The 24,940-nt window shown below is 46.0% G+C and carries 22 protein-coding genes and 1 pseudogene; 17 read left to right on the top strand and 6 right to left on the bottom strand.

Annotated features, from left to right (window positions below):
- Positions 1-3 precede the first annotated feature (3 nt).
- Both truA and LEP1GSC052_RS07965 read right to left on the bottom strand, forming a co-directional pair.
- A complete protein-coding gene (truA, locus tag LEP1GSC052_RS07970; RefSeq protein ID WP_084492205.1) occupies positions 4-798 on the bottom strand; it encodes a tRNA pseudouridine(38-40) synthase TruA in 795 nt (264 codons plus the stop codon).
- The gene (locus LEP1GSC052_RS07965) at positions 795-1,676 is read right to left on the bottom strand and encodes a DUF2225 domain-containing protein (RefSeq protein WP_010575273.1); all 882 of its coding nucleotides are present in this window, start codon (positions 1,674-1,676) and stop codon (positions 795-797) included. The genes truA and LEP1GSC052_RS07965 overlap by 4 nt, the downstream gene beginning before the upstream one ends.
- 143 nt (positions 1,677-1,819) lie before the next feature.
- Here LEP1GSC052_RS07965 and LEP1GSC052_RS07960 point away from each other — a divergent pair, with 143 nt between their 5' ends.
- The 4 genes from LEP1GSC052_RS07960 to LEP1GSC052_RS07945 all read left to right on the top strand — a co-directional run bounded on the left by LEP1GSC052_RS07960 (position 1,820) and on the right by LEP1GSC052_RS07945 (position 5,804).
- On the top strand, positions 1,820-2,932 hold the full coding sequence (locus LEP1GSC052_RS07960) for an LIC11274 family protein (RefSeq protein ID WP_010575272.1): 1,113 nt from the start codon (positions 1,820-1,822) through the stop codon (positions 2,930-2,932).
- Between the two features lie 114 nt (positions 2,933-3,046).
- Entirely contained in the window at positions 3,047-3,844 is a 798-nt protein-coding gene (locus LEP1GSC052_RS07955; RefSeq protein WP_020985959.1) for a lysophospholipid acyltransferase family protein, read from the top strand.
- Positions 3,841-5,304: an acetyl-CoA carboxylase biotin carboxylase subunit gene (locus LEP1GSC052_RS07950; protein WP_010575270.1), complete on the top strand. Its 1,464-nt coding sequence runs from the start codon at positions 3,841-3,843 to the stop codon at positions 5,302-5,304. The genes LEP1GSC052_RS07955 and LEP1GSC052_RS07950 overlap by 4 nt, the downstream gene beginning before the upstream one ends.
- Positions 5,301-5,804 (top strand): acyl-CoA carboxylase biotin carboxyl carrier protein subunit, encoded by a 504-nt coding sequence (locus tag LEP1GSC052_RS07945; protein ID WP_010575269.1) that lies wholly within the window; start codon positions 5,301-5,303, stop codon positions 5,802-5,804. Before LEP1GSC052_RS07950 ends, LEP1GSC052_RS07945 begins: the two co-directional genes overlap by 4 nt.
- A 93-nt stretch (positions 5,805-5,897) precedes the next feature.
- Here the strand turns inward: LEP1GSC052_RS07945 and LEP1GSC052_RS07940 are convergent, their stop codons facing one another.
- Entirely contained in the window at positions 5,898-7,196 is a 1,299-nt protein-coding gene (locus tag LEP1GSC052_RS07940; protein WP_010575268.1) for an ankyrin repeat domain-containing protein, read from the bottom strand.
- A gap of 350 nt (positions 7,197-7,546) precedes the next feature.
- Here LEP1GSC052_RS07940 and LEP1GSC052_RS07935 point away from each other — a divergent pair.
- From LEP1GSC052_RS07935 to omp85 (LEP1GSC052_RS07920), 4 genes and pseudogenes are all read left to right on the top strand, one after another.
- Positions 7,547-8,083, top strand: a pseudogene (locus LEP1GSC052_RS07935) (M23 family metallopeptidase); the annotation flags it as partial.
- Positions 8,084-8,370: 287 nt separating this feature from the next.
- Positions 8,371-9,918, top strand: coding sequence for an Omp85 family outer membrane protein (gene omp85, locus LEP1GSC052_RS07930; protein ID WP_020986420.1), 1,548 nt, complete (start codon positions 8,371-8,373; stop codon positions 9,916-9,918).
- A 13-nt stretch (positions 9,919-9,931) separates the two neighbouring features.
- A complete protein-coding gene (lsa25, locus tag LEP1GSC052_RS07925) occupies positions 9,932-10,615 on the top strand; it encodes a surface adhesin Lsa25 (RefSeq protein ID WP_010575265.1) in 684 nt (227 codons plus the stop codon).
- A 231-nt stretch (positions 10,616-10,846) separates the two neighbouring features.
- A complete protein-coding gene (omp85, locus tag LEP1GSC052_RS07920; RefSeq protein ID WP_010575264.1) occupies positions 10,847-12,409 on the top strand; it encodes an Omp85 family outer membrane protein in 1,563 nt (520 codons plus the stop codon).
- Between the two features lie 148 nt (positions 12,410-12,557).
- Here the strand turns inward: omp85 (LEP1GSC052_RS07920) and nadB are convergent, their stop codons facing one another.
- Both nadB and LEP1GSC052_RS07910 read right to left on the bottom strand, forming a co-directional pair.
- Entirely contained in the window at positions 12,558-14,156 is a 1,599-nt protein-coding gene (nadB, locus tag LEP1GSC052_RS07915; protein WP_010575263.1) for an L-aspartate oxidase, read from the bottom strand.
- 1 nt (position 14,157) lies between these two features.
- Positions 14,158-15,978, bottom strand: a complete 1,821-nt coding sequence (locus LEP1GSC052_RS07910; RefSeq protein ID WP_010575262.1) for a S41 family peptidase — start codon at positions 15,976-15,978, stop codon at positions 14,158-14,160.
- Between LEP1GSC052_RS07910 and LEP1GSC052_RS07905 the strand changes: the two genes are divergently transcribed.
- A complete protein-coding gene (locus tag LEP1GSC052_RS07905) occupies positions 15,926-16,957 on the top strand; it encodes a hypothetical protein (RefSeq protein WP_020985731.1) in 1,032 nt (343 codons plus the stop codon). The two genes, LEP1GSC052_RS07910 and LEP1GSC052_RS07905, sit on opposite strands and share 53 nt — an antisense overlap.
- On the opposite strand, the gene LEP1GSC052_RS07900 is transcribed toward LEP1GSC052_RS07905, so the two are convergent.
- On the bottom strand, positions 16,929-17,681 hold the full coding sequence (locus LEP1GSC052_RS07900; protein WP_020986840.1) for a pyridoxine 5'-phosphate synthase: 753 nt from the start codon (positions 17,679-17,681) through the stop codon (positions 16,929-16,931). The genes LEP1GSC052_RS07905 and LEP1GSC052_RS07900 overlap by 29 nt on opposite strands.
- A 208-nt stretch (positions 17,682-17,889) precedes the next feature.
- Between LEP1GSC052_RS07900 and LEP1GSC052_RS07895 the strand changes: the two genes are divergently transcribed.
- The 8 genes from LEP1GSC052_RS07895 (at position 17,890) to LEP1GSC052_RS07860 (ending at position 24,927) form a co-directional block, all read left to right on the top strand.
- Positions 17,890-18,360, top strand: a complete 471-nt coding sequence (locus tag LEP1GSC052_RS07895) for a TIGR02300 family protein (protein ID WP_020986290.1) — start codon at positions 17,890-17,892, stop codon at positions 18,358-18,360.
- An 8-nt stretch (positions 18,361-18,368) separates the two neighbouring features.
- Entirely contained in the window at positions 18,369-19,262 is an 894-nt protein-coding gene (gene miaA, locus LEP1GSC052_RS07890) for a tRNA (adenosine(37)-N6)-dimethylallyltransferase MiaA (RefSeq protein WP_020985660.1), read from the top strand.
- A gap of 15 nt (positions 19,263-19,277) precedes the next feature.
- Positions 19,278-19,526 (top strand): RNA chaperone Hfq, encoded by a 249-nt coding sequence (gene hfq / locus LEP1GSC052_RS07885; protein ID WP_003009702.1) that lies wholly within the window; start codon positions 19,278-19,280, stop codon positions 19,524-19,526.
- Positions 19,526-20,407, top strand: coding sequence for an SPFH domain-containing protein (locus LEP1GSC052_RS07880; RefSeq protein WP_020986579.1), 882 nt, complete (start codon positions 19,526-19,528; stop codon positions 20,405-20,407). The genes hfq and LEP1GSC052_RS07880 overlap by 1 nt, the downstream gene beginning before the upstream one ends.
- Positions 20,404-21,465, top strand: coding sequence for a mannose-1-phosphate guanylyltransferase (locus tag LEP1GSC052_RS07875; RefSeq protein WP_010575257.1), 1,062 nt, complete (start codon positions 20,404-20,406; stop codon positions 21,463-21,465). The genes LEP1GSC052_RS07880 and LEP1GSC052_RS07875 overlap by 4 nt, the downstream gene beginning before the upstream one ends.
- A 228-nt stretch (positions 21,466-21,693) precedes the next feature.
- Entirely contained in the window at positions 21,694-22,431 is a 738-nt protein-coding gene (locus LEP1GSC052_RS07870) for a hypothetical protein (RefSeq protein WP_020986058.1), read from the top strand.
- A gap of 8 nt (positions 22,432-22,439) precedes the next feature.
- Positions 22,440-22,904: a chemotaxis protein CheW gene (locus LEP1GSC052_RS07865; RefSeq protein WP_010575256.1), complete on the top strand. Its 465-nt coding sequence runs from the start codon at positions 22,440-22,442 to the stop codon at positions 22,902-22,904.
- Positions 22,894-24,927, top strand: a complete 2,034-nt coding sequence (locus tag LEP1GSC052_RS07860) for a tetratricopeptide repeat protein (protein ID WP_020986294.1) — start codon at positions 22,894-22,896, stop codon at positions 24,925-24,927. Before LEP1GSC052_RS07865 ends, LEP1GSC052_RS07860 begins: the two co-directional genes overlap by 11 nt.
- Positions 24,928-24,940: the final 13 nt, after the last annotated feature.

Raw genomic sequence — 24,940 nt, 5'->3', positions numbered from 1 at the left:
TTATTATTGAAAGTCCCGCAGAGCATACATGGAATCGATTCCCGGATTGGAATCGTAATACGCTCTGATAAAATAAAGTCCCTGAGGAGGAAGAGTGATACCCGCGATCGTTCTGTCTTTCGAGGAAAGAATATCCAAAACGTTCGTGTCTTGTCGTTTGCCGTTTGCGATTTCCAGAAGGGTACCCGTAAGAATCCGAATCATATTGTGAAGAAAGCCGTTCGCCCGGATTCTTACTTTCAGGAGACCGTCAAATTCGGCGCTTCGTTCCAGTCCCGTGTCCAAAATCGTCCGAACTGTGGAACGATTCTTCATGGACGCAACCTTCGCCAAACTGCGAAAATCGTGTTCTCCTTTTAATAATTCAAGTTCGGCTTCCAAGCGCGGAACGTCAATCTTATGTTGATACCAGAAGGCTCGATTTTTCCAAGTGGGTCTGGGATACTTCGTGTTGAGAATCAGATATTCGTATTCTCTCGAAGTGCAGGTAAAACGGGAATCGAAGTTCTCGGCGACTTCGGTCATGCTGAGAATCGCGACTCCGCCGTCGGTGATCGCGTTCATTCCCAAAAGGAATTTGCCGAAATTGTCCACGACCTTGGTAGTTTTGAAGTTCACGATCATTCCGCGAGCGTGAACTCCCGTGTCCGTTCTACCGGCGCCGACAACTGCGATCTTTTCTTGGAGGAGAATCTTTGCGGCTTTTTCTAAATTCTCCTGAACGCTTGGAAAACCTTTTTGAGTTTGAAAACCGTTGAAACAAAGTCCGTCGTATTCGACGAGGAGGGCGTAGTTTATTTTTCCCCCCCCATTTCCTCGATGAGCTTGTTGTATTCGTCGTAGAGTTCTTTCGCCATGTCGATGATCACGGACGGTTTTGATTTGGACCCTTTTCCGGAACCGTAGAGTCTGGAAAGGGTTCTTTTTGCGCGAACCAAAAGATTGAGTTTCGCGGCGGGATCGGTCGCGAGCTGATCCTTGAACTTCATCGTAAGATAAGCGGAAAGATAAATGACTCCGTCAAAGGCCCAATTCTTATCCGTATCGGGACCCAAAAGATAAGAAGCCTGATCCACCGGTTCCGATCCGCTCTGCATGATTTCCATCGTGTCGGTGTACCAACCCGCGGCTTTTTGATAGAGAAGATCCCGAACCTTATCGAATCCCATGTTCGGGAAGTCGTTGTTCAGATCGTCGAAATACCAAGCCCCGCGAACCGCGCAGACCGCTTTTTTCGGAGTCGGCGCCACGGTGACTTTTCGGTTTTGATAACATTCTATGGTGAGAAGATAGGAAGCGGCTCCAAGAACCAAATTGCGTTCCTGATAAAAATCCAAGGGTCCGAGAATCTTTTCCAAATTGGAACGTCTCGTATCGGATTGGGAGCGGATCTTTTCGTTTTCCTCCGCGTCTAACGTGGACCAATCCTTGGTAAAGGAAGAATAAAGACAACGGGGACAAACGCTGATGACATAATCATTGGGACTGACACGGCCGAATTTCTTATTCTTTTCGTAAAGTCTTCTGAGTTCTATGGTCAGTTTTCCGGCGATCAAACGGCCGCCGCCCTGAAACATGTTTTCTTTTTGATGAACCTCGTGACAGATCGGACAAACCGTATCTTCCTTTGCGCGGAACGAGATCTTTTTTCCTTGTGCTAGTGCGCTGGCTGTCATAGTCTTATCTGTGAAAAACCCGAAAAAAACAGGAACGGGCTGTCAATTCGGACACCATTCTAACCGATAGAGTAGGAAGAAAAGCACTAATTTCCTGTTGCGTCCGGCCTTAAATCCGGAAAAACTTTGGAAAAGGTTAACCGATGAAACGACTGATTCTCATATTAATTGCCATCTCCATTCTTCCCGTTTCCGTATTCGGGGAAGCGGTCTCCAGTAAGGCCTATAAAAAAAGGGTGGAACTACTCGTTTATCTCCGCGCGATTGAACCGATCGTTCGGAACTACAAAGGCGAAGTTCCGGGCGGACAGAATCAGCAAAACGCGGGTGGAACGGCTCCGGCTAACAACCAGCAAGGCGGAACCCCCGAGCAGGACGGAGACAGAATTAAAAAATACAAGGAACTCAAACGTCTCTATCAAGAAGGACTTCAATACTTCTTCGAGAACAACCACGTAAACGCCTACAGAAGATTCTTGGAAGCGCAACTCGGAACCGAAATGCTTCTGGAAGAACTTTCCCAATATTACGTGGAAAGAACGGACGAGATTCTCAAAGCGGCGATCGAGAAAAAAAATCCGAACAACCCGGAAGACAGAAACCTCGTCGATATCGCGATCGAGTGGAGTAAGAATTCTTTCGTAGTTCGGGACATGACCGCGGACCGCGAAGCTCCTCTCACAAGAAGAATGTACAACCCGAGAGACTTTCATTACGTAACCAATAAATACGCGATCGAAAAGAATATGGAAACCGGTTATAAATTTCTGGGACTCGCTAAGGAAGCGCGTAACAACGCACTCAAGATCGAAAAACATCTCGAGAAACATCAGAAACTTCAACCGAGCCATAGAAAACATAGAATCGAACATTACATCGCAGCGATTCAGCTTTGCAGAGACGCAAGAGCGAACGCGATCAATATCTTTAAGTTGAAGTATCCGTACGATAACTACTATCTTTTCAAAAGCGACGCGAAGACCGAAGCGATCAAAGACGACGAAGGAAAGGCCGGTCCTTCCGAGCCGGTGGTTTTACAGGGAGTTACTTACGACTTTTCTCAAAACCCGACTTTGGAATACGATCATAGACTGAGCCCCGTGTTCGACAGAAGAATTCCGGAAGAATATCGCAGAGACGCGGTGGACGTTCTGGAAAAAATCTACGACGACGAAGTGAAAAACAGACTTTTCCTAAAATGGGATCCCGAAAAGCGTAAACAGTTGATCGGAGATAAGGCTCCCGCTAACAAATAATCTCCAACGAACTTCTGAATCGTGTTCGGTAACAAAAAAGCCCGCGACCCGCGGGCTTTTTCTTTATGAAAACTAGCTTTTCTAAAAACGGATTCCTTTGGAAGATAGCTTCCGATGAACCCATTGAAATTTATGGAAAGTCGATTGGGCCGCTTTCCGAAATCTTATCGTAGGCTCGTTCTTAAAACCTATTTAATCACACTTCCGCTCGTATTCAGTTTTGCGTTTCCCAGTTTGGTCGCGGGCTTGTTTTTCGCGTTGATCGGAAATCAAAAAAGAAAGAACGCCGCTTTTCTAAAAGGCTCCGCGGTTTGGGGAGATGCGATTCGCTGGATGAGCGGAACCCGTTTTTTAAGAATCGGAGAATTTCAAATTCCCGCCAAAGGTCACATGATCTTTGTGAACCACGTAAACGAACTCGACTTCCCATACGATTGCCTCGTGATCAACAAACCGTATCTCGCCAACCAAGTGATCAAAAAAACTCTGATCGCGTATTGGTGGATGAAGGCGATGGGTTCTCAGGTTTTCGAATCCTCTAAGGCCGCGACGATTGCCGTTTCCGTAAGAAATCTTCTCAAAGGGTTGAGCGACGCTTCGTTTATCGTATATCCGGAAGGTCATAATTCTTACAGCGAAGAAATCCAACCGATGCAAAAGGGAATGATCAAACTCGCTTGGGAGAATAAGATCCCCGTCGTCGTCGTTTTGAAATCGGGACTTACCGGTTATCAAACCTTGGAGAAGGGATTTGTCGTCGCTTACAAACAGATCGGAACCTACGATCCAACGAAATACGAAACTTGGGAAGAATTTAAGGATTTCATCCACGAAACGATGGAACGAGAAAAGAAGTCCTTGGACGGGAGTCTTTCTTCCGAAGCCAAAAAGGAATCGGTGTTAGCCTCTTGATTTCAAAACTTTTGATCGCCAATCGCGGAGAAATCGCGGTTCGTGTGATCCGCACTTGTAAAAAACTGGGAATCAAAACCGTGGCCGTGTATTCGGACGCGGATAAGGATTCTCCCCACGTAAAACTCGCGGACGAATCCGTGTATGTCGGAGAACCGAGCCCCGGTTCTTCTTATTTAAATATTCCTAATATTCTCGAAGCGATCCGTAAAACGAAAGCGGACGCGGTGCATCCCGGCTACGGATTTTTATCCGAAAAAACCGAGTTCGCAAACGCATTAGAAAAAGAGAATATTCTTTTTCTCGGACCGAGTCCCGAGTCCATGGAGCTGATGGGCGATAAGATCAATTCTCGGATTAAGATGGAAGCCGCCGGAGTTCCGGTCGTTCCGGGTTACAACGGACAAAATCAGGATCCAAAGATTCTCCAGAAGGAAGCCGAAAGAATCGGGTATCCTCTGATGATCAAGGCGACCGCGGGAGGAGGCGGAAAAGGAATGAAGAGGGTTTACAAACCCGAAGAGTTTCTTTCCTCCCTCGAATCCGCGCAAAGGGAAGCACAGAAGGCCTTCGGAGACGGAACCGTGTTCATCGAAAAGTATATCGAAACTCCGCGTCATATCGAAGTGCAGGTTTTCGGAGACAAACACGGAAACGTTATGCACCTTTTCGAACGGGAATGTTCGATCCAAAGAAGACATCAGAAAGTCATCGAAGAATCTCCGGCGCCGAATCTTCCTTCTTCGCTTCGGGACGAAATCTGTCAGGTCGCGGTCAAAGCGGCGCAATCGATCCGATACGTTGGGGCGGGGACCGTGGAGTTCATTCTCGGGAAGGACGGAAAGTTTTATTTTCTCGAAATGAATACGAGACTCCAAGTGGAACATCCCGTGACCGAATACATCACCGGACAAGATCTTGTCGAATGGCAGATCCGGGTCGCGGAAGGAAAAAAACTTTCCGATCTTACCGGAGGAAAGGCGCTTACGCAGAACGGTCACGCGATCGAAGCTCGTATCTACGCGGAAGATCCCGAAAATAATTTCTTACCTTCCACGGGTATATTAGAATATATTGAATTTCCAGATCGCGATTTTTTGAGAGTGGACACGGGAGTGGAAACCGGATCGGAGATCACGGTCTACTACGATCCGATGATCGCCAAGATGATCTCTTGGGGAAAAACCAGGGAAGAATGCGCAACCCGTCTTCGGGAATCCATCGATTCCACGGTGATCTTCGGACCGGTCACGAATACGTTTTACTTATCCGGAATTCTTTCCCATGAAGAATTTAAAAAAGGTCTGACTCACACGCACTTTCTGGAAGAACATTCGATCGCATATACGCCCGAGAGGGACGTGCAAGCGGATGCGTTCTCCTTTGCGGCTGCGGCCCTTTCCGAAAAGAAAAAATCCCAGGGAATCTGGGAGGCGGTTGGTCAGGGAGGTTTCTGGTGATCGAGGAAAATTTTCGATTTAAACATAGGGAAGAAGAAATCCCCGTTCGTGTTCGAACCAGTTCTCCCGGCGATATGTCCGTATCGATTACGTTAGGCGGAACCGTTCACGACTTTCGGATTTCCAGAAATTTTCAGAGCGAAGGCAACGGACTTTTTTCGGGTCCTGGAAATCACTGGAGAATTCTCCGCAAAGGAAACCAGATCTTCATCCACTACAAAGGTTGGAACACGAAGATCGTTCTTTCGAACCGAGAGATTCATCTCGAAGAGGGAAGCGGAGGTTTGATCAAAAGTCCGATGCCCGGTAAGGTGATTCGAGTTCTGGTGGCTCCGGGAACCGCGGTAAAAAAAGGAACCGTTCTCGCGATCGTGGAAGCGATGAAGATGGAAAACAACATTCTTTCTCCCGGTGAAGGAACCGTCGAAGAGGTTTTGACGAAGGAAGGAAGTATGGTTTCCCAAGACGACGTCATTCTAAAATTGAATCTCGGTCAGTGATCGAGACTTCGATCGATTTTTGAAATCGGATTCGCCGGAAATTATTTTTAATATTTCTTTGCGAATCCGAAATTATTTCTAAAATAAGAAAGATTATTTAGCCCCGTTCTCCCGTAACAGAGTTTCTATGTCCGTAAATTTACGATGAATTGCCACCTTGAGCGGCGTATCTCCGTCGAGATCTACCACGTTTACGTCGGCTCCTTTCTTGATTAAAAGTTTTACCGTTTCGATTTTTCCGAAGCCGACCGCGTCAAACAAAGCGGTAAATCCCGATTTGGATCTGACGTTAACATCGGCGCCTTCGTTTAACAGTAACTTAATGATATCGTTATTCCCTTCGACTGCGGCAAAGAACAAAGGAGTTCGCCCATCTTTCTGACTGGAAATATTCGGATTCGCTCCGTGGTCCAAAAGCTCTTCGACGACTTCCGTGAAATTGCTGGAACAAGCAAGTTCAAGAGCCGTGATATTCCCGGCGTTCACCGTAGAGATAAAATTCACGTCCGCTCCTTTTTTTGCGAGGTATTTGACGATTGCCGGATGATTGGAATGGCTCGCGAGTAAAAGCGGGGCTACTCTTCCCGGTTTTACATTGATTTGCGCTCCGTTTTCGATTAATATTTTTACAAGATCTAAATTTCCATGGGAAACGGCGAGAGCGATTGGATAAGAAAACTCGTTCGATTCCAAACCGAAATTCACGTTCGCACCTTTTTGAATCATGAGGGAAACGGTCTTTATAAGACCGAACTGGACCGCTTTGGATAACAGAGATCCGCCTTTGTCGTTGATCCCGTTTACATTCGCGCCTTTTTCGATAAGATATGCGATAAAGTCTTCATCGCCGTCTTCTCTTATTGCGGCAGTCATCACCGCGTCGTAATGGTCTAATTTCGCATTAATATCCGCTCCGCTTTCAATCAAAAGTTTTGCGATTCCATATTTCTTTGTTTCGACCGCGTACATCAATGCCGTAAGGTCTGATTTCGTTTCTCTAAAATCAACTTTCGCTCCTTTAGAAATGAGAATTTTAAGAGCATCCGCTTGTTCGTTTCCCGTCGCGATCATCAGCGGAGTAAGGTCGGATTTGCTATTCTTATAGTCTACTTTTGCACCGTTTTCAATGAGAAGTTTCATAACTTCCGTGTGCCCTTTGAGAGTTGCAAGTCCCAAAGGAGTAATCTTCTTTTCAAATTCGAATGCCTTATTTGCATTCGCACCTTCCTGAATCATCGACTTTACCTCGTTCAGGTTTCCATCGCTGATCGCATAATAAAAAGCTTTTGAATTCTTATCCGAATTCTTGGAACCGGTGTTTTTACCGAATACGGATGACGAGGAATCACTTAGAAAGATAAGCATCGTAAAAATTAGAAATTTGTGTTTCATAGCGTTTTACTTGTTTATTTTTCAAATGTTTCTTTTTTGTCAATGCAGAAGGAACGTTGTCCGCAATTATTCATGGATTGGTAAAACTATTAGGAAGTATTTTCTGGGATGAAACAATTTGTTATGAATTTTTTCTTCTCCCATCGAGAAAGGTATTTTCTTTTCGGTTCAATTCGATTCGATTCTAAATTCAGTAGAAATGAAGATACGGCGGATTCGTATTCTGATATTATTTACACGGATGAATCAGTGACCTAATGAAACCGACGTATCGAATCACTTTTATATCAGTTTTGATCGTGCTGAATTTTTTCGTAGGAAGGTATTCTGCGATACTTGGAGAATCCGATTCCCAAAACGAACTCGACTTGGAAGACGCGAAGAAATTCTTCCTCGAACATCCGGAATATCTTTCCGACGGATTCGATTTTCCCGTTGGAAAACCAAACGCAAAGGGTTACATAGACAAACAACCTTTTGGAAAGAATTTTCATCTCGGCGAAGACTGGAACGCGGCCGGACGAAACGACTACGGAGATCCTGTTTATTCCGTATCGCACGGGATCGTAAAGTTCGCGGGAAAAGAAGGACCGGGTTGGGGAAACGTAATCATCATCACACATCAACTTCCGAACGGAAAGTGGGTCAATTCCTTATACGCGCATCTTTCGAAGATGAACGTCGTTTCGGGAGATAAGATCCGAAGAGGAAATAAAATCGGAAGAATCGGAGACGCCGACGGGCGTTACGGACCTCATCTTCACTTCGAGTTGAGAGAGGATTTTTTTCTTCCCACGGGTCCGGGCTACGATCGGAACCCGAAAGGATATCTCAATCCGAAAGAATTCATACGAGCCCATCGAAAACTGAAAAAACGTTCTTCTTAGGTCGGGTTTGATTCTCCCTTATTTTTTGAGATGCGAGACGGGCTTCGGTAAACGCGCGTTCGCTTTGGAAACATCTTATTTCAGAAGGGAATGAAACGAAATCAGATTGGAATCGCAGCGTCATATTCGATGTTTCCTCTTTTCCAAGGTATTATACCAATTGTTATGAATAACTGGAATTCGACCCTAGTTTTCCTAACGTATTTCCCAATTCTTGGAAAAATCCTATTGACAGTATGTCCCCGAACCGTTTCCGTTTTGTTCTGAAATATAGAAACAGGAAATCCATGAAGAAATTTCTGAAACTCGTAAGTATTGCAACTTGTCTGTTCGCTCTGACCTTAACCGCGGGTTCGGTCTATGCGCAAGACAAAGAGGACTGTTCCAAGTTGGCGTTTGTCGATTATAGCAATCGAAAGCCAAGAACGGATTTACCGTTCGAAATCTCGGAAATGAGACGTTTGAGACCCGAAGACATTTGTAAAAAGAAAGAAGGTTGGTTCCCGACAGGGCTTCCTCTTTTGAATTCCGACCCGAACGTGGGCGTGGGTTACGGTGTGCGGGTGTTCCTCATCAACAACGGAAAGAAGTCCGATCCATTTTTCGAATACGCTCCTTATCGTTTTCGGATGTTTGCTCAGTATTTTAACACCACCAAAAACAGACAGTATCAGGACGTCAGCTTCGACGCTCCCTATATCTTCGATACCAAGTGGAGATTGCGCGGGGATTTGATCTATGATACGAACCCGAACACCCTTTACTACGGGATCGGCGAGAAATCTCTCGAAACTCTTTCTTATCAGGAAAGAAATCAACCCGGCGGCGAAGTCGTACGAAACGCGACGTATCACGATCGGGAGAAGAACATTTATTTTACTAGACCCGGCGGTCCCGGAGATCCCGTTGAATTTCAAGGAAATAATTATTCCGGATTTCCTACGAACGACGCGTTTCGCGTAACGGATCGGATGTACAACCGATACGATATCCGTTCTCCACAGGCAAACGTCAGCGGCGAGCATATCTTTTTCGGCGGTTTGGTTCGGATGGTTGCGGGACTTCGCGTTTCGCAGAACATCGTAAAGACGTTTGACGGTCAGTTCGTAAAAAGTACGGATCCTTTGACGGATGGAACTCCTTTCAGCAATTCGGGATTGGCTCCCGCAGGAAAGACGAAAGTGACCGAGGACGCGCAAGCGGGAAGAATCATCGGCGCCAACGGAGGAAACGTAAACTCCGTCCGTTTCGGTTTGGTATTGGATACGCGCGACTTGGAGCCGGATCCGAACCGAGGCGTTTTCTTGGAAGCGACGTATGAGAAGGTCGCAAAGTCCTTGGGTTCCGACTTTCAATACTCGAAATATTTCACTCAAATGAAAGTATTCTACAGTCCGTTTCCAAAAACCTTTGATAAACTGGTAATCGCGGGCCGCGGAGCTTTCGGAATGACGGACGGGGACGCTCCGTTCTTCGAATACAGAAACCTTTGGTCCACCGAAGGCGGGATCACCGGTCTCGGAGGTCTGAGAACTCTACGCGGTTACAAACAAGATCGTTTTGCCGGTAAGGCGATGGGATGGGGGAACGTAGAAGTGCGTTGGAAGTTTTTCGATTTTACGGTCGCCGGACAACACTTCGCATTAAACCTCGTTCCTTTTATGGATTTCGGTCGTGTTTGGGACGATGAGCATAACGTGGGACTCAAGGATTATAAATATTCCCGAGGTATGGGATTTAGAATCGCATGGAACCAAAGTACGATCCTTATGTTGGACTACGCGGTTTCCAAAGAGGACAAACAGATATTTATGAACTTTAACCACATTTTCTGAGGAAATCGAAATCATGAAAAAATATAAGAATATTCTAATACTCAGTATCGCACTTTCTCTTTTCGCAAACTGCGAGGAGAAACCGGACGATACGACTCTGGGCTTTATCAACGAGGATTCCAAGGTTCTTCTTGCGGGAATGATTTTTTTCAGCCCGTATGTGGCCGATCCCGCTTCCGGAACGATTTCGAATAACGTAACTGGGCTTATGTGGAAGATCTGTTCTCAAGGACAGGTTTTGAGAGTGGGGCAGAACGGAACTTACGATTGCGAAGGAATCAACAACACATCCACCGTGATCGGAAGATACGGAGCCACTTTGCTCCAGTATTGTTCCTTGAACTTAAACGATTGTAACACCATCGCGTTGCCTCCCGTGCTCGTGGGACAAACTCCCGGTTTTACCGGAACCAGCGAGGCTTACACTTCCTGCGCATCCGATCGTACGGCGGGTCGTTCGGATTGGAGACTTCCAAGTTTTGCGGAGCTCAAGGCTTTGACCGGATCGGGAAGTTTGAACGCTCTTCTATTAAAGTTTCCGAATACAGTGGAAGACTACTACTGGTCTTCTTGGGCGAAAGAAGGCGCGGTCGATACGGCGCGCGCCGTGAATTTCGGAGCTACGCATTTCGGCGATGATACTACGTTCGCAAAAACGAGCCGTTACTTCGTTCGTTGTGTGAGAAATCTCCCGTAACAAAATCGCTGAAGTAACTAACTTCAGTTTCTAAAAATATAAAAAGACCGCCTGATCGACAGAAGGCGGTTTTGATTTGGCGCTTCTCCTTTCAAAACCGAGAACGCGCGGATCGGATCTTCAAAAGAGTTGGGTGAACATCGGATCGAACCGTAAATGTGAGCGAAATCTCATATTCGGTTTGACAGCTAAAGTAGATTGGTTAGAAATTCGTAATCTTTTGGTGCTGCTATGATGAATAATAAAGACCCTTTTGCTAATACGAAGTCCTTCGTCGTATCCTTCCTTTCGCTCTTCATTCTTTTTGGGTCATCGTTTCTTTTTTCTTCTTCGGAGCTTGTGGCTCAGGAGAATTTTACCGGTTGTGATAAACCCGAGGCGCGAAAGGATCTTCCGTTTACGATCGACAGAGTAAAACAGATGTGTAAAAAGGATTTGGATAACAAAAAAGAAGGCTGGTATCCGACCGGTCTTCCTTTGATCAACTCCGATCCGAACGAAGGAATCGGTTACGGGGTTCGGGCGTATGCGTACAACAACGGTAAAAAGACAGATCCTCTTTTCGAATACACTCCGTATCGACTTCGTTTTTTTGCACAATATTTTAATACGACAAAGAACGCGCAGTATCACCAGCTGAGTTTGGATATGCCTTACGTCGCAAACACCCAGTGGAGACTTCGCGCCGACGCGTTGTTGACGATCACTCCAACGACCTTGTATTTCGGAGTGGGGGAATCGACGTTAAAACCTCTCACGTATCAGGAAAGAAATCAACCCGGCGGTCCACAAGTGACCAACGCTCAGTACGGTTCCCAAGAATCCACGTTCATGTATCAAAGACCCGGAGGTCCGGGCGATCCAATCGAACTCGGAGGAAGAACGTATTCGGGAATTCCGGCAGGACCGGCCTTCAACGTAACCGATCGTATGTACAATCGTTATACGATCCAAACTCCTCAGTTGAACTTCAGTACGGAAAGATCCTTCTTTCACGGAACCGTGAGAGTGGTGACCGGTTTTCGACTTTCGAATAACATCGTGCAGGCGAACGACGGTAAGTTCGTAAAATCCGTGGATCCGATTTTCGACGGAACCCCACTGAGCAATTCGGGAGAGGTTCCGAACGCAAAAACGAGACTGACCCAGGACGCGGAAGCCGGAAAAATTCTCGGCTATCACGGGGGCTTTGTCAATACGGCCAAGGTCGGTTTGGTCTATGATACGCGCGACTTTGAACCCGATCCGAACTCGGGCGTTTTCTTGGAAGCCACTTATGAGAAGGCTACAAAAACGATCGGTTCCGATTTTAATTTTCAGAAATATTTCGGGCACGCTAAATTCTTTTATAGTCCGTTTCCGAAAACGTTCGAAAAGTTGGTTCTCGCTTCCCGCTTCGGTTTCGGAGTTTCGGAAGGGGACGTTCCGTTTTTTGAATATAGAAATCTTTGGGGAACCGAAAGCACCGTCTCCGGTCTCGGGGGGCTACGAACTTTACGCGGTTACAAACAGGATCGTTTTGTGGGGCGCGCGATGGGTTTCGGAACCGTGGAAGTGCGTTGGAAATTTTATGACTTCTCCGTTGGGAGCGAATATTTCGCGTTGAACCTGGTTCCGTTTTGGGATTTCGGTCGCGTATGGAACGACGAACACAAGGCCGGTTTACAGGATTACAAATATTCCCAGGGTTTGGGTCTTAGAATCGCGTGGAATCAGGCGACGATCATCATGATCGACTACGCGGTTTCCAGAGAGGACAAACAGCTCTTCGTGAACTTTAGTCACGTGTTCTAAAAACGTTTCGAGAAATACATTCTTAAAAAAGAATATTCTAAAATCTTAAAATACTTCTTTTAAAGGCGAGAATCGCGGGAGTCGCGAGTTCCGCGGTTTGGGCGAAACGCGCACGTTCGAACTTTCTGAATTTCCGCGTTTTCGGAATTTACAGAGGAACCTTGTCGTTTCGAATTTCCGTATCGAGCCGGGACGGATTTCTATCCTCCGGATAATCCGTGGAAAAATGAAGTCCTCTGCTTTCCTTGCGGGACAAAGCGGAACGAATGATCAGTTCCGCGACGATCACGAGATTTCTCAGCTCGATCAAAGGATTCGTGATTACGGTCCGATTGTAATAATCCTTCACTTCGTCGTAGATCAGATCCATTCTCCGTTTGGCTCTTTCGAGACGAAGATTGGAACGAACGATTCCCACGTAATTGCTCATCGTACTTTTGATCTCGTTTAAGTCGTGCGAGATCAAAACCCATTCTTCCGTGTTGACCATTCCTTCCTTGTTCCAAGAAGGAATCGCGTCGTGCGCTTTTGTAAAACTCGGTTTTTCCCTTGCGATTCTTTTTGCGATCCGATTCGAGAACACCAAACATTCCAAAAGACTGTTGGACGCGAGACGGTTTCCACCGTGAACTCCGGTGCACGCGGTTTCTCCGGCCGTGGATAGATTCGGAATCGTGGTTCTTCCTTCCAAATCGGAAGCGACCCCGCCGCAAAGAAAGTGGGCCACGGGCACGACCGGAATCCGGTCGGTGGTGATGTCGATTCCGAGTTCCTTACACTTCTCGTAGATGGAAGGGAAAGAATCTTTGATTTGATCGGAGGGAAGATGAGTGATGTCGAGATAGACGTGCGCTTCTCCTCTTTTTTTCATCTCCGAGTCGATCGCGCGCGCGACCACGTCTCTCGGAGCGAGATCGGCCATCGAATGATACCGTTTCATAAAAGGTTCGCCGTCTTTGTTCAAAAGAATGGCGCCCTTTCCGCGCACCGCTTCCGAGATCAAAAAAGAATCTCCGTCTTCGTGATACAAAGCGGTCGGATGGAATTGATAGAATTCCATATTCTTAATCAAAGCTCCCGCTCTGTAAGCGGACGCGACCCCGTCTCCGGTCGCGATTTTCGGATTGGTTGTATGCGAATAAACCTGACCGGCTCCTCCGGTCGCAAGAATGGTTTCCTTGGCGAGAATCGGAAACACTTCCCCCGTATGATTGGAAAGGACATACGCTCCGTAACACACGAGCCCTTTTTGTTTCAAATGGTGCGGCGTGATTAGATCGACTAAAGTATGATATTCTAATATTTGAATATTCGAATTTTGTTTGACCACTCCAAGAAGCGTTTTTTCGATTTCGCGTCCGGTTCTGTCGTGAGCGTGTACGATTCGATTCTTCCCGTGACCGCCTTCCCTGGAAAGATCGAATTTGCCCGAAGGTTCCAGATTGAACGGAACCCCGTAGTTCAAAAGTTCTTTTACGAGAGGAGGGCCTTCTTCCACGAGAACCTGAACGGCCGCCGGATCGCAGAGCCAGGCTCCGGCTTCGAGAGTGTCTCTGACGTGATCTTCGAGTTTATCACCTTCGGCAAAGACGGAAGCGATTCCGCCCTGCGCGTAGTTGGTGTTGGATTCGTAGTCCGATTTTTTTGTGACGATGAGAACGGAGCCGTAGGGAGCAAGTTTCAAGGCCGCAAAGAGGCCCGTGATTCCGCTCCCTAAGACTAAAAAGTCCGTTTGAATGCGGGGCATACTATTTCTTTTTAGGTGCGTTGTTGATCAGAGCCTCGATGTAATCCAAGGAACGAATCAGTTGATAGTCCGGTTTGATCGGATCGTTTTTATGAGCCGCGATAAACTCGGCCGCCTTTCCGTTTTTCTGAACCCAGGCTTCGAGTTTCTTCACGTCGAAAGAACTTCTTTCCTCGGCCGCCGCGGGAAGTTCGGAAAGGTGGTTCCACATATTCTCTTCGCGGAAACGGAACGGAAAACTTCCGTCTTCTTCGGAGGAAATGTCGATGTCCGGTTTAACGCCGACGACTTGGATCGTATTTCCGGACGGAGAATAATAACGCGCCTGTGTGAGTTTGATCAGATAATCGTTCCCCAAAGGCATCAGTTTCTGAACCGTCGCTTTTCCGAAGGTTCTTTCCCCGAGAATCAATCCTCTTCCGTGGTGTTTGATCGCGCTTGCTACGATTTCGGAAGCGGACGCCGACTTCGCGTTGATCAAAACGGCTAACGGTAAATTGGTGATGTCCTTATTCTTCGCATACGCGTCTTCGGGACTGCGGTTCGGACTTTTTGTGGAAACGATCAAACCCTTTTCGATGAACATATCCGCGATGTCGATCGCGAGATCCAGATAACCGCCCGCGTTGCTTCGAAGATCCAGAATCACGGCCTTGAGTTTGGTTCCTTTGGCTTGCGCTTCTTTTTCGAGTTCCTTATATTTGTCCACGAGTTCGCGGTCCACGGAAGGTCCGTCTTCCGACTTCACGAAACCGGTGAGTTTGATATAACCGATATGTTCGTGACCTTCGATCAGTTTACTGCTTAGGTTTTTAATTTCGATCGTATCTCGTACGACTTCGATGTTCAGAGTTCCCGGAACTCCCTTTCTCTGGATGGTAAGCACGACCTTGGAACCTTTTTTTCCTTTGATCTTTTCCACGACCTTGTCCAGAAGAATTCCTTTGATCGACTTTCCGTCGACGGCGAGGATCACGTCGCCCGAACGAATTCCGGCGTTGACAGCGGGTCTTCCTTCGAGAGGATTTTCAACGACAACTTCACGGTTGCCTCCGCCCGAAAGAATCGCACCGATTCCTTCGAAACTTCCGTCTTGGATCTTCGCCATGGATTCTTCCCAAGCGGATCTTAAGAAAACGTTGCTATGAGGATCGAGGGAAGAAAGATAACCGTTGGCCGCCGCGAGCATAACGTCGTTCATCGTAAACGGTTCTTTGGATTTCTCCTCCGATTCGCCGAAAGGATCTTTCAGCGGAGAATCCTTATACTTATCCAGATTGGTTTCGATATACGCGAGAATTCGGTCGAAATCTTTTTTACTAAAACCGGTTTGTTCCCATTTGGAGGAAAGAACGTTCTTACGAACCTTTTCCCGTTCCACGATTTTTTTGACCTCGTCGTCGTTGACCTTGGCTTTATTCGCGTCTTCCTTCAACTTGCGATCGCGGATTTTTTCGACTTCGGTATAATCCGGATCGAAAAGAACGAACGAATCGTCCGCGGAAATTTTGAAGGTTTTACCGGGAAAGATTTCGTCCTTCTCTTCGTATTTCTCTCTTTCCTTGAAATAACTTTCGGGATAGAGATAGATGGAATGCGGAAGGGATAAAAGAGCGTAGATTGCGGCTTCGCGGTAGGCGCGGTTCTTATCGATGTTTTTATCGATGTAATACCGGGACACGGTGCCGACCACGTTATCGAAATCCTTGAGAGTAAAGTCCGCCTTGACCGGAGATTTGCCGGATGTAGGCTCGCAGTACAGGATAAAAATGGTCAAAAGAGTGGAAAGTAACAACGAAAGAGCGGCAGATCCTTTTTTCAAACTCGTGTCCCTCAGATTTCAGGAAATTTTCGGTTCATTCTCTATTCAAATCTCAAAGTGTCAATCTCTTTGGGGCGGAAGTTTCATCTCGGTTCTCTTGATTTTCGTTTTCTCTTGTTCTACGGTTTCCATGCCCGGCTCGGGAAGATTCGCGCTCGAAATGATTCAAGAACAGGCCATTTTGGAATTTTACGGAACACCCGAAGAAAGAGAATCCGCGATCAAACTCTTACGCTCCAGTTGCCGATCCTTACATCCCGAACGCGCCTTGTCCTGTTACAATCTTTCCGTACTTTTGTCTTCTTCTAAAAATTATCCCGAGGCTCTCGAATACGCGCTCCGAGCGAGAAAGGCCGATCCGAGCGACACCTTGTATCGGGATCAGGTTTTCCAAGTCGCTTATTATTTGGAACTGGAACAAGGCGAAACCCTTTCCTCGGACGAAGTGGAAAAAAGATATTTCAGAGCGATCAAAAACTGCAAGGCGGGAAAAAAGAACGAAACCCTCGCGGATCTGATCGTTCTCGCGGACTTAAAGGAAATCGGAAGAGAATCCTTGAAAAAGGGGATCTTTTCCGAATGTGTGGGAGAAGCCGAAGTCCTCGTCCAAGTAAAACCGAACGAGATCAACTATACGAAAGAATATTATAAATTTCTGGAGAATTCACATCCCTACAAAGAAGTCTGGGACGTGACCGGAGTCGTACGAAAACAAACTCTTGAAAAGATGCAAACTCCGAACCAGGAAGTCACCCGCGCTTGGAAAGAATTCAGACAATCCGTACGATCCAAAAATAAAATCCAAGCCGCGGAACATCTAAAGAAATTCAAACAAAGTCTGGAAACGATTTCCCAAAAAAGTCAACACGCGAAAAATCTCGCGGTTCATCTCAAAAAAGCGGCGTTTTATCTGATCCAAGGAGATCCGAACTTCGAAGGATTCCGTCATCTCACAAAAGAGCTTGAAGATACTCCTTAACGCTTCGATCGATTCCGGTTTCGAGCGCTCTGGAAATCAATCTGTGACCGATGGAAACTTCCTGAAGACCGGGGAGTTTGGAAAAAACTTTTAGATTCCAATGATCCAAGTCGTGACCTGCGTTGATTCCCATTTTTTGGCCGAGAATTTCTTGCGCCGCGGGAACAAAACGGTTTTCAAAACATTCTTTTCCGGCGGAAGGAGAACGATCGAATTCTTCCGCGAACGGACCGGTATAAAATTCCACACGATCGGCCCCGGATCGGGACGCGAGTTTTAGATTTTTCAGATCGGTTTCCACAAAAAGAGCAACGCGTATTTTTTCCTTTTTTAGAATTTTAGAATATTCTTGAAGAACGTCCATGTCCTTTTCGAAATCGAATCCGTGATCCGAAGTGATTTCACCCGGAGTCACCGGAACCAAGGTAGCCTGATCCGGTTTCGTTTTTAAAACCAAATCCAAAAAACGAGGGGAGGGTTCTCCTTCGATATTGTATTCGATTTCGGTTTGATTTTTTCGGTTGTAGGAATCGATAAATTCTTTCAGAGCGAACACGTCGTCTTTGCGGATATGTCTTTCGTCTTCTCTCGGATGCACCGTGATTCCCTGAGCCCCGGCTTTCAGAACGAGATCGGCAAAATACAAAAGATCCGGAATATTCCCGCCTCTCGAATTTCGAAGGGTTGCGACTTTATTGATGTTTACGCTCAGTTTGATTTTCAAAGATTTCGCTCCGCAGGTTCTTAGTTCTTTTTCTAAGAAGAAAATTTTCGGTTTTTCTGGGAATCCGAAAAAAAATGGAAAATACTACGATTCTTTCCTTGCATTTTTTTTGGAAATCGGTTAGGGTTTGCGCCCGTCTTTCGAGACGGAGATTAATATTTATTTCTGCTTGAACGTGAATACCTCTCGCAGAGCATGGTCAATTCCGATGGCAACTGGTAAAAAGACTACATCCAAAAAAACTGCCTCGGCCGCGGCTAAGAAAAAGGCGACGGCGAAAAAAGCTGCGCCTAAAAAAGCGAACGCTTCGGCAAAAAAGAAAGAAGAAATCATCAAAAAGGCTCTTTCGAGTCCTTCCGCAAAGTCCTCGGGAGCTAAAAAACCTTCCGCTTCCAAGGGTGTGGCCCTCAATCCTCTTGGAAAAAAGTGGACCTGTCATACCTGCTCGACCAAATTTTACGACCTCAACAAAGAAGAAAAGATCTGCCCTAAATGCGGAGCCGATCAGAATAAACGTCCCGTTACGCGCACTCGAACCGTTCGTCCGAGAGTGGTGGAAGAAGAGGAAGTAATCGACGAAGAAAACTTGGTGGAAGACGAGGATATGGAATTCACCGAAGAACCTCTGGAAGAGGCTTTGGAAGAAGAAGACGACGCGGATGAACAAGCCGAAGAGTAATCTCTTCCTTGGCTGATCCGATTTTGATTCTTGCCGCTCCGACCGGAGCGGGTAAAACCTCTCTCATCACGGAACTCGATTCGACCCGGTTCGAAATTCTTTCCTTCGACTCCAGACAAATCTACAAAGAAATGCCGATCGGAACCGCCGCTCCCACAAAGGAGCAACAGGAAACGATCCGGCATCATCTTGTCGAAATTCTTTCCCCCTCCGAAAACGTGGACGCCGGTCTTTACAATCGTCTCGCCGAAGAAGCGCTTCGAGACGTTTTGAATCGAAATAAAATTCCAGTGTTCACGGCGGGAACGGGTTTTTATCTCAAAGCCTTTTTGTTCGGAATGTTTCCGGTTCCGAACATCGAAGATTCCGTTCGGGAAAAAGTTCTTTCCCTGAGCATGGAAGAAAAACGGATTCTTTTAAAGGAATTGGATCCCGATTCATTGGAAAAAATATTTCCCGGAGACGATTACAGACTGGGCCGAGCCTTGGAAGTGAATCTGATGGGAGAAAAATGGTCCCGCTTGAAGATCGATCCGAAAACTTCCGCCGTTCACAATTACGATTTGGAGATTCGTCTGGGAGTTTTTTTGGATCTGGATCGGAAAGAACTTTATGAAAGAATCAATCTGAGAGCCAAACAGATGATCGAACACGGAATGGCGGAAGAGGCTTGGACGATCCGAGAACGATACGGAGAAACTTGTCCCGGTCTCAAATCCTTAGGCTATAATTTTGCACTTGAAAATAAAAAAGGAAACTCCAATGTAGAGACATTCCTTGCGGATTTAAGCCAGTCTCATAGGAATTACGCCAAAAGGCAGGTCACTTGGTTTCGTAAGGAAACATACTTACAACCGATGGATCGGTCCGAGGCGCTGGAACATATCAAACATATAAAGTAACGGAAACAAAAAAAGATGTCTGCTAAAAACAATATACAGGACCAACTCTTAAACACTGCCCGTAAGGATAAATTGGATCTTACGATTTATCTTTTGAACGGGGTTCCTTTGAAAGGTAAGGTAGTAAGTTTCGATAATTTCACGATTGTGCTTGAGCAGGAAAATAAACAAAGTCTCGTTTATAAACACGCGATCTCTACGATCATTCCCGCTAAGATCATCAAACTTTATACCGAGGAAACCAAAGACGCAGCGCAAGGATAATGCGATTTTGGACTAAGTTATTCTGGATTCTGATTCCGGGATCGTTCGCGGCTCTTCTTTATTTTTGCGTTCACCCTCTCAAAGAGGGAGAGTCCCTTCTTGTCATCGACGGTTCCGAAGAAATATTGGAATACACATCGGGGCCGGGTTATGTTTTCGAATGGAAAACCACCCTTCCTTGGAAGTATTCCGTCTCCCGTTTTCAGATCGGTTCCAGAGTTTCCACCTCGAACATAAACGTGGATCTTTCCTCCGGAATGTTTCCTGAAAGTTCCCCGGAAGGAAAGATCAAGGTCAGACTCGAAGTACGATATTCTCTCGAACCGAACAAGGTTCCCGAGTTGCTGGAAGCGTCCGGCGTTCGCCAGGAACAGATCGACTCGTATATTAGTAAAATATTGTATTCTATTCTTCGCAAAAAGACCGAAGAATTTATAACGAACCCGAATACGTTAAAATCCAATCTGGATTCCTATTTAAGAACGAACTTCTCCGCGGACGTACTCGCGGACGAAAAAACATTCAAAACTTTGAATCTAAGAATTCTCGACCTGCAGGTTCCCGAACCCGCTCTGATCACGGGCGTTTATAGAAATCAAACCCTTCTTTTACAAAGAAAAACGGATCTGGTCGCCGCGCTCGGAAGGGCCGAAGCGCATAAGATCGAAGACGACGCGAAAACGTCGGCTCTTCTCAAACGTTTGGAAAGAACGAAGGACTTCGTGACCAAAAACCCCGACATGAGGGAGTTCCTTTTGTATGAGAGTTTATCGGACAATGTGGAAGTGGTTCTGCTTCCATCGGAAATGATACTGGGAGAAATCCCGTCTTCGAAAAAGAAAAAAAACGGAAACGTTAAGAGACCCAAAGAGGTAGAATGAAACAGGATAAGCCGGTCGTACTCATTATGGCGGGGGGCAAAGGAGAACGTTTTTGGCCCCGTTCCAGAGTATCCACACCGAAACAACTTCAGAAAGTATATTCCAATAAAACGCTTCTGAAAGAAACCTTGGAACGCGCGCTTACGATCACCTCGATCGATCGCATTTATATCGGAACCAACGCGAGCTTGAAAAAATCCATTCTCGCTCAGGAAAAGAATTTTCCCGAAAAGAATTTCGTCATAGAACCCGAAGGAAAAAACACCGCGCCCATCATCGCGCTCGCTTCCTTGTATTTCCGCGAAAAATACGGAGATCCGACTCAGGTCGTGTTGTCCGCTGACGCATGGATCAATCCGGTAAAAGAATTTACCAAAACGATTTCCAAAGCGCTGGAACAAGCGGAGAATCATCTTGTGCTTCTCGGGATCAAACCGAATCGTCCCGAGGTCGGCTACGGTTATATCGAAGCGGGAAAGGCGACTGACGGATGTTTTGCGGTGAAATCGTTTTACGAAAAACCGGACGTAAAGACCGCGTTGAAGTATATCAAGAAAAAGAATTTCTACTGGAACCCAGGAATCTTTCTTTGGAAGACTTCGACAATATTAGAAGAATTTAAAGCGTATTCTCCGAAGATTCTCGGTCCTCTCGAAGAAAGATTTCCTTTTAAAAAAGCGGGAGAATTATCCGCCGCGTTTAAGATCATTCCTTCCGATCCGGTCGATATAGCGATCATGGAAAAAAGTTCCCGGATCAGAATGGTGGAAGCGAGTTTCGGTTGGGACGACGTGGGTTCTTGGACCTCTTTGGAAAGAGTGATGCCCGGCGACACAAACGGAAACAGACATATGGGAAAGACGATTCTCTTTCACAAATCCTCCGGCAACATCACTCAGACGAGAAAAGAATTCACCGCCGTTCTCGGTGTGAACGATTTGATCGTGGTCGAAGAGGAAGACGTTTTGTTTATCAGTACGAAATCGGGAGTAGGCGATATCAAAAACCTAGTCGCGGAACTTCGTAAAAATAAAACTTTACAAAAGTACACGGAATAGTTTTCTGACAGGAAGGAAATCTAAGGAGTTCTGAATGCCTTCAGGTAAGAAAAGAAAGCGCAGAAAGATCGCTACTCACAAAAGAAAGAAAAAGAGAAGAGCGAACAGACATAAGAAGAAAAAGTAATCCGTAGATCCTCCTTCCTTCTCCGGGCGTTCGTCCCGGAATCAAGCTAGAGACATCATAGGACTGTTAAGCCCATTTCCGAATCGACCGATACAATCGGTATGGGCTCATTTCAGGATTATTCCATTTTTCGCAGGTGGTGGAAAAAAGAAACACCTCCTGCGAGAGGTTATACAAAATCTTATTCCGCCACAACCCCATCCGGAGACATTCTCCAGGCGGATCTCAACTTTCACGAAAAAAAGGTTCGTTTGACTCTCGAAATCGCGGGAGAAAACGGAAAGATTTATATCGCAACCGTTAAGGACGGCGAAGTGATCCAAGAGAAGGATCTTTCGAGCGGGAGAATGGTTCCCATCTACGCGAAACTCGCACCGTTTCAGGAAGTATTCTCCTGTTTACCGGACGCTGACCTTTTAAACACGCTCGGCGGTCTTTACGGAATTTCAAAACAACCTCTCGGTCATGTGGAAGAAAGAGCGCCCCGACCTTGGGAAACTTCCAGCCGTTACGATCATATCTTCGGAATCAATCGCGAGAAAACTTTTTGGCAACGACTATTCTCCCGAAACCGCGAATACAAAGAACCTTGGATCGTTCGGGTTAAACAAAGATTTTGGAGCGAGTTTCAGGATCTTTGTCTCGGAGCTTGTTCCGCGATCGGAATTTATTACGCATACGTCGATTTCTATCTGCTCGGATTTTCGCTCGCCGTTTTCGGTTTGCTTTTTGGCGGTTTAGACTGGATGCTGAGAAAAAGAAATCCGCTCTTCGTAAAAGTCCTTCTCTTTATGAGTCTTGGATCTTACTTTTACTACGTCGGATATACCCGGTATTGAGGTAAATCATGTCATCCGAAATCGACCACCAATACATTCTTTTCAGTCTGGGAGACGAGGAATACGCGATTCCGATTTCTCTCGTGGACGAGATCATCAAGATCAGCAATTTAATCCGAATTCCCAAAGCAAAAAGTTATTTTGCGGGGATCATGGATATCCGGGGTAAGGTGGTCAAGATGGTGGATCTTGCCGTCAAACTCACCGTTCCCAGAGACGGGGAAGTGGAATACGATCGTGCGATCGTAGTCAAGGTCAACGGACAATCCGTGGGAATCATCGTGGACAAGGTGGCGAACGTGGTTTTGTTTCCGCCGGAATCCATCAATCCTCCGCCTCCTTCGGTCAAAGGAATTTCGGGAAGATATATCACCGGAATCGGAAAGAAAGACGATCGATTTATCATAATCATAGACGTGGAAAAGATTTTGGGATCGGAAGAATTGGCCGAACTAGGAAGCAATGTCGGATGAAAAAAGAAATTCTCGAAATCGAAGACCCGATCGAAACGTTTCCGATGGAATCGGTCGGCTTCCGAAGTTTTTCTTTGAACGCGCTTTCGGTTTTGTCCAAAGCCGGTTCGGCTTTTTAAATTCCTTTCTCCCAAACGTTTTCGGAATTCTTTTTTTCGTATGCCTCGCGTTTGCCGGGGCATTTTCTATTTCTGCGGACGAACAGGATCGAAGATACGATTCCAAAAATTTATACGATCCTCCTTCGGTAAAAATCACCGAACAAAACTTAAACGATCTCAAACAATCCCTCCAAGATCCTTCCAAGGATGCGATTTCCGAAATCCAAAAAGTACTCGGACAATATTATTCCCAGTTTATCGACTCGAGAAGAATCGAAGAGGAAAAAAGACTCGGTAAGATCTTCGACGAGAAGACCAACCGAAACACGATCCGTCTTCTGATTCTAAACATGTTCTCAAAACTCACGCCTTCCGGTATGATGAGGGATTCTCCGATTTTGTTCGATCTTCACATGCTTCTTTCCAGGGAATACGACAAGAAAAAACAAAACGCGAAGGCCGTCGAATCCGCGTTAGCCGCTCTTCGTTATCGCGACTTTTCCCATTCGGAAGAGGAATTTTTGGACGAAAGAAGACTCGTCGAAATTTTCGATCCTTCCGAAAAACAAGCGGCTCTTTCCCACAAACGTTCTTTGGAGAATTTGGAAAAATCGAAAAAGGATTTGAAGGATTCCAAGGACTTCTTTCATCTTTTCGAAGCGAATCTCGTTCGAGGAAGGGAAACGAAAATCACCGAACGCGGGCAAAACGGACAAACGACGGAAAGAACGTTAAACGCAGGCGAACTTCCCGCGTTTAAGGAAAGAATTTCCCAATCGGAAAACGATCTGAAGAATAAACAAAAGGAATACGACGATTCCAAATCGGGTTCGTATGAAAACTTCCGAAAGAAAAAATCCAAAGAAGACGCCGAAGTCGTTTATTATCTGGCGAATCTCGTTAAACAAGCGGAGAACGAAAACAAAGAAAGACTGAAAGTCGTAAACAACTTGGGAATCGCCGGAACCGGGATCTTTGTTCTTTTCGATTATAAACGCAATACGGACTTTTACGCGACCGCCGCGCTCTGGGAATTGGCGAGCAAACTCGATCCTACGATGAAGGAACCGGTTTTGGATCTCGCCAAGGAACTCAAGTCTTCTGGTAAAAAAGCGAAGGCGATCGACTTTTATAAAAAGTATTTGGATCTCGCACGCGCCGAAAAAACGGAAGAATCGAAACTCGCCGAAGTTTATTTTTCGATCGCTTCTCTTTATACCGAATTGAAACAAAACGTTTTGGCTTCTTCCTTTTACGAACTCTATTACAAGGCGGAAACCGATTCCAAAAAGAAAATTCCGTTCACATACGAACTCGGTTCCTTTTTTGAAAACAGAACCGGGGACTTGGAACGCGCTGCCTTGTATTACGGAATTTGGTTGAAGGAAAAACCGAACCCCGAAACTTCCAATCTTTCCTTTGCGGATGTCTGCGAATTGAATCGTCAGGAATTTCTCGCGGAATACGGAACTTCGAAGTTATACGCGTATCATAGAAAGCGCCAAGAGGAAAAATTCTCCCTAAACTCGGCGATCAAATCCTATGAAAGACTTCGCGAAATTTACAAAAACGAAGAAATCAAAAACGCGGCCCTCAAAAAGGAAACGCTCGCGATCAAAAGAAATCTTTTGGAAAGAACGGACGATTCCGTCATGGCCCAATACCGTCTCAAGGATTTGGATTTTCAGGAATCCACGAGCCGTCTCGGAGTGGCGAGAACCAAATTGAATTCCACACCGGTGACTCTTGCGATGAAAAAATTATCAGTTCTTTTGGAAGAGGAAAAGGATTTTCTTTCCGCGAGAAAAATCTACGAGGACATCGTGAAGATCGGAAACCCGATCGAAATCAATCTTTCTTTGAAAAACATAGATCGGATCAACAAGATTCTCGAAGACGGAATCAAACGAGAACCGCTTTAGTTTAGAATTTTAT

Origin of the sequence: Leptospira kmetyi serovar Malaysia str. Bejo-Iso9, from assembly GCF_000243735.2 — a bacterium.
Classification (GTDB): domain Bacteria; phylum Spirochaetota; class Leptospiria; order Leptospirales; family Leptospiraceae; genus Leptospira; species Leptospira kmetyi.
The sequence above is the reverse complement of the archived record's forward strand: the minus strand, read 5'-3'. Positions and strand labels throughout refer to the sequence as shown.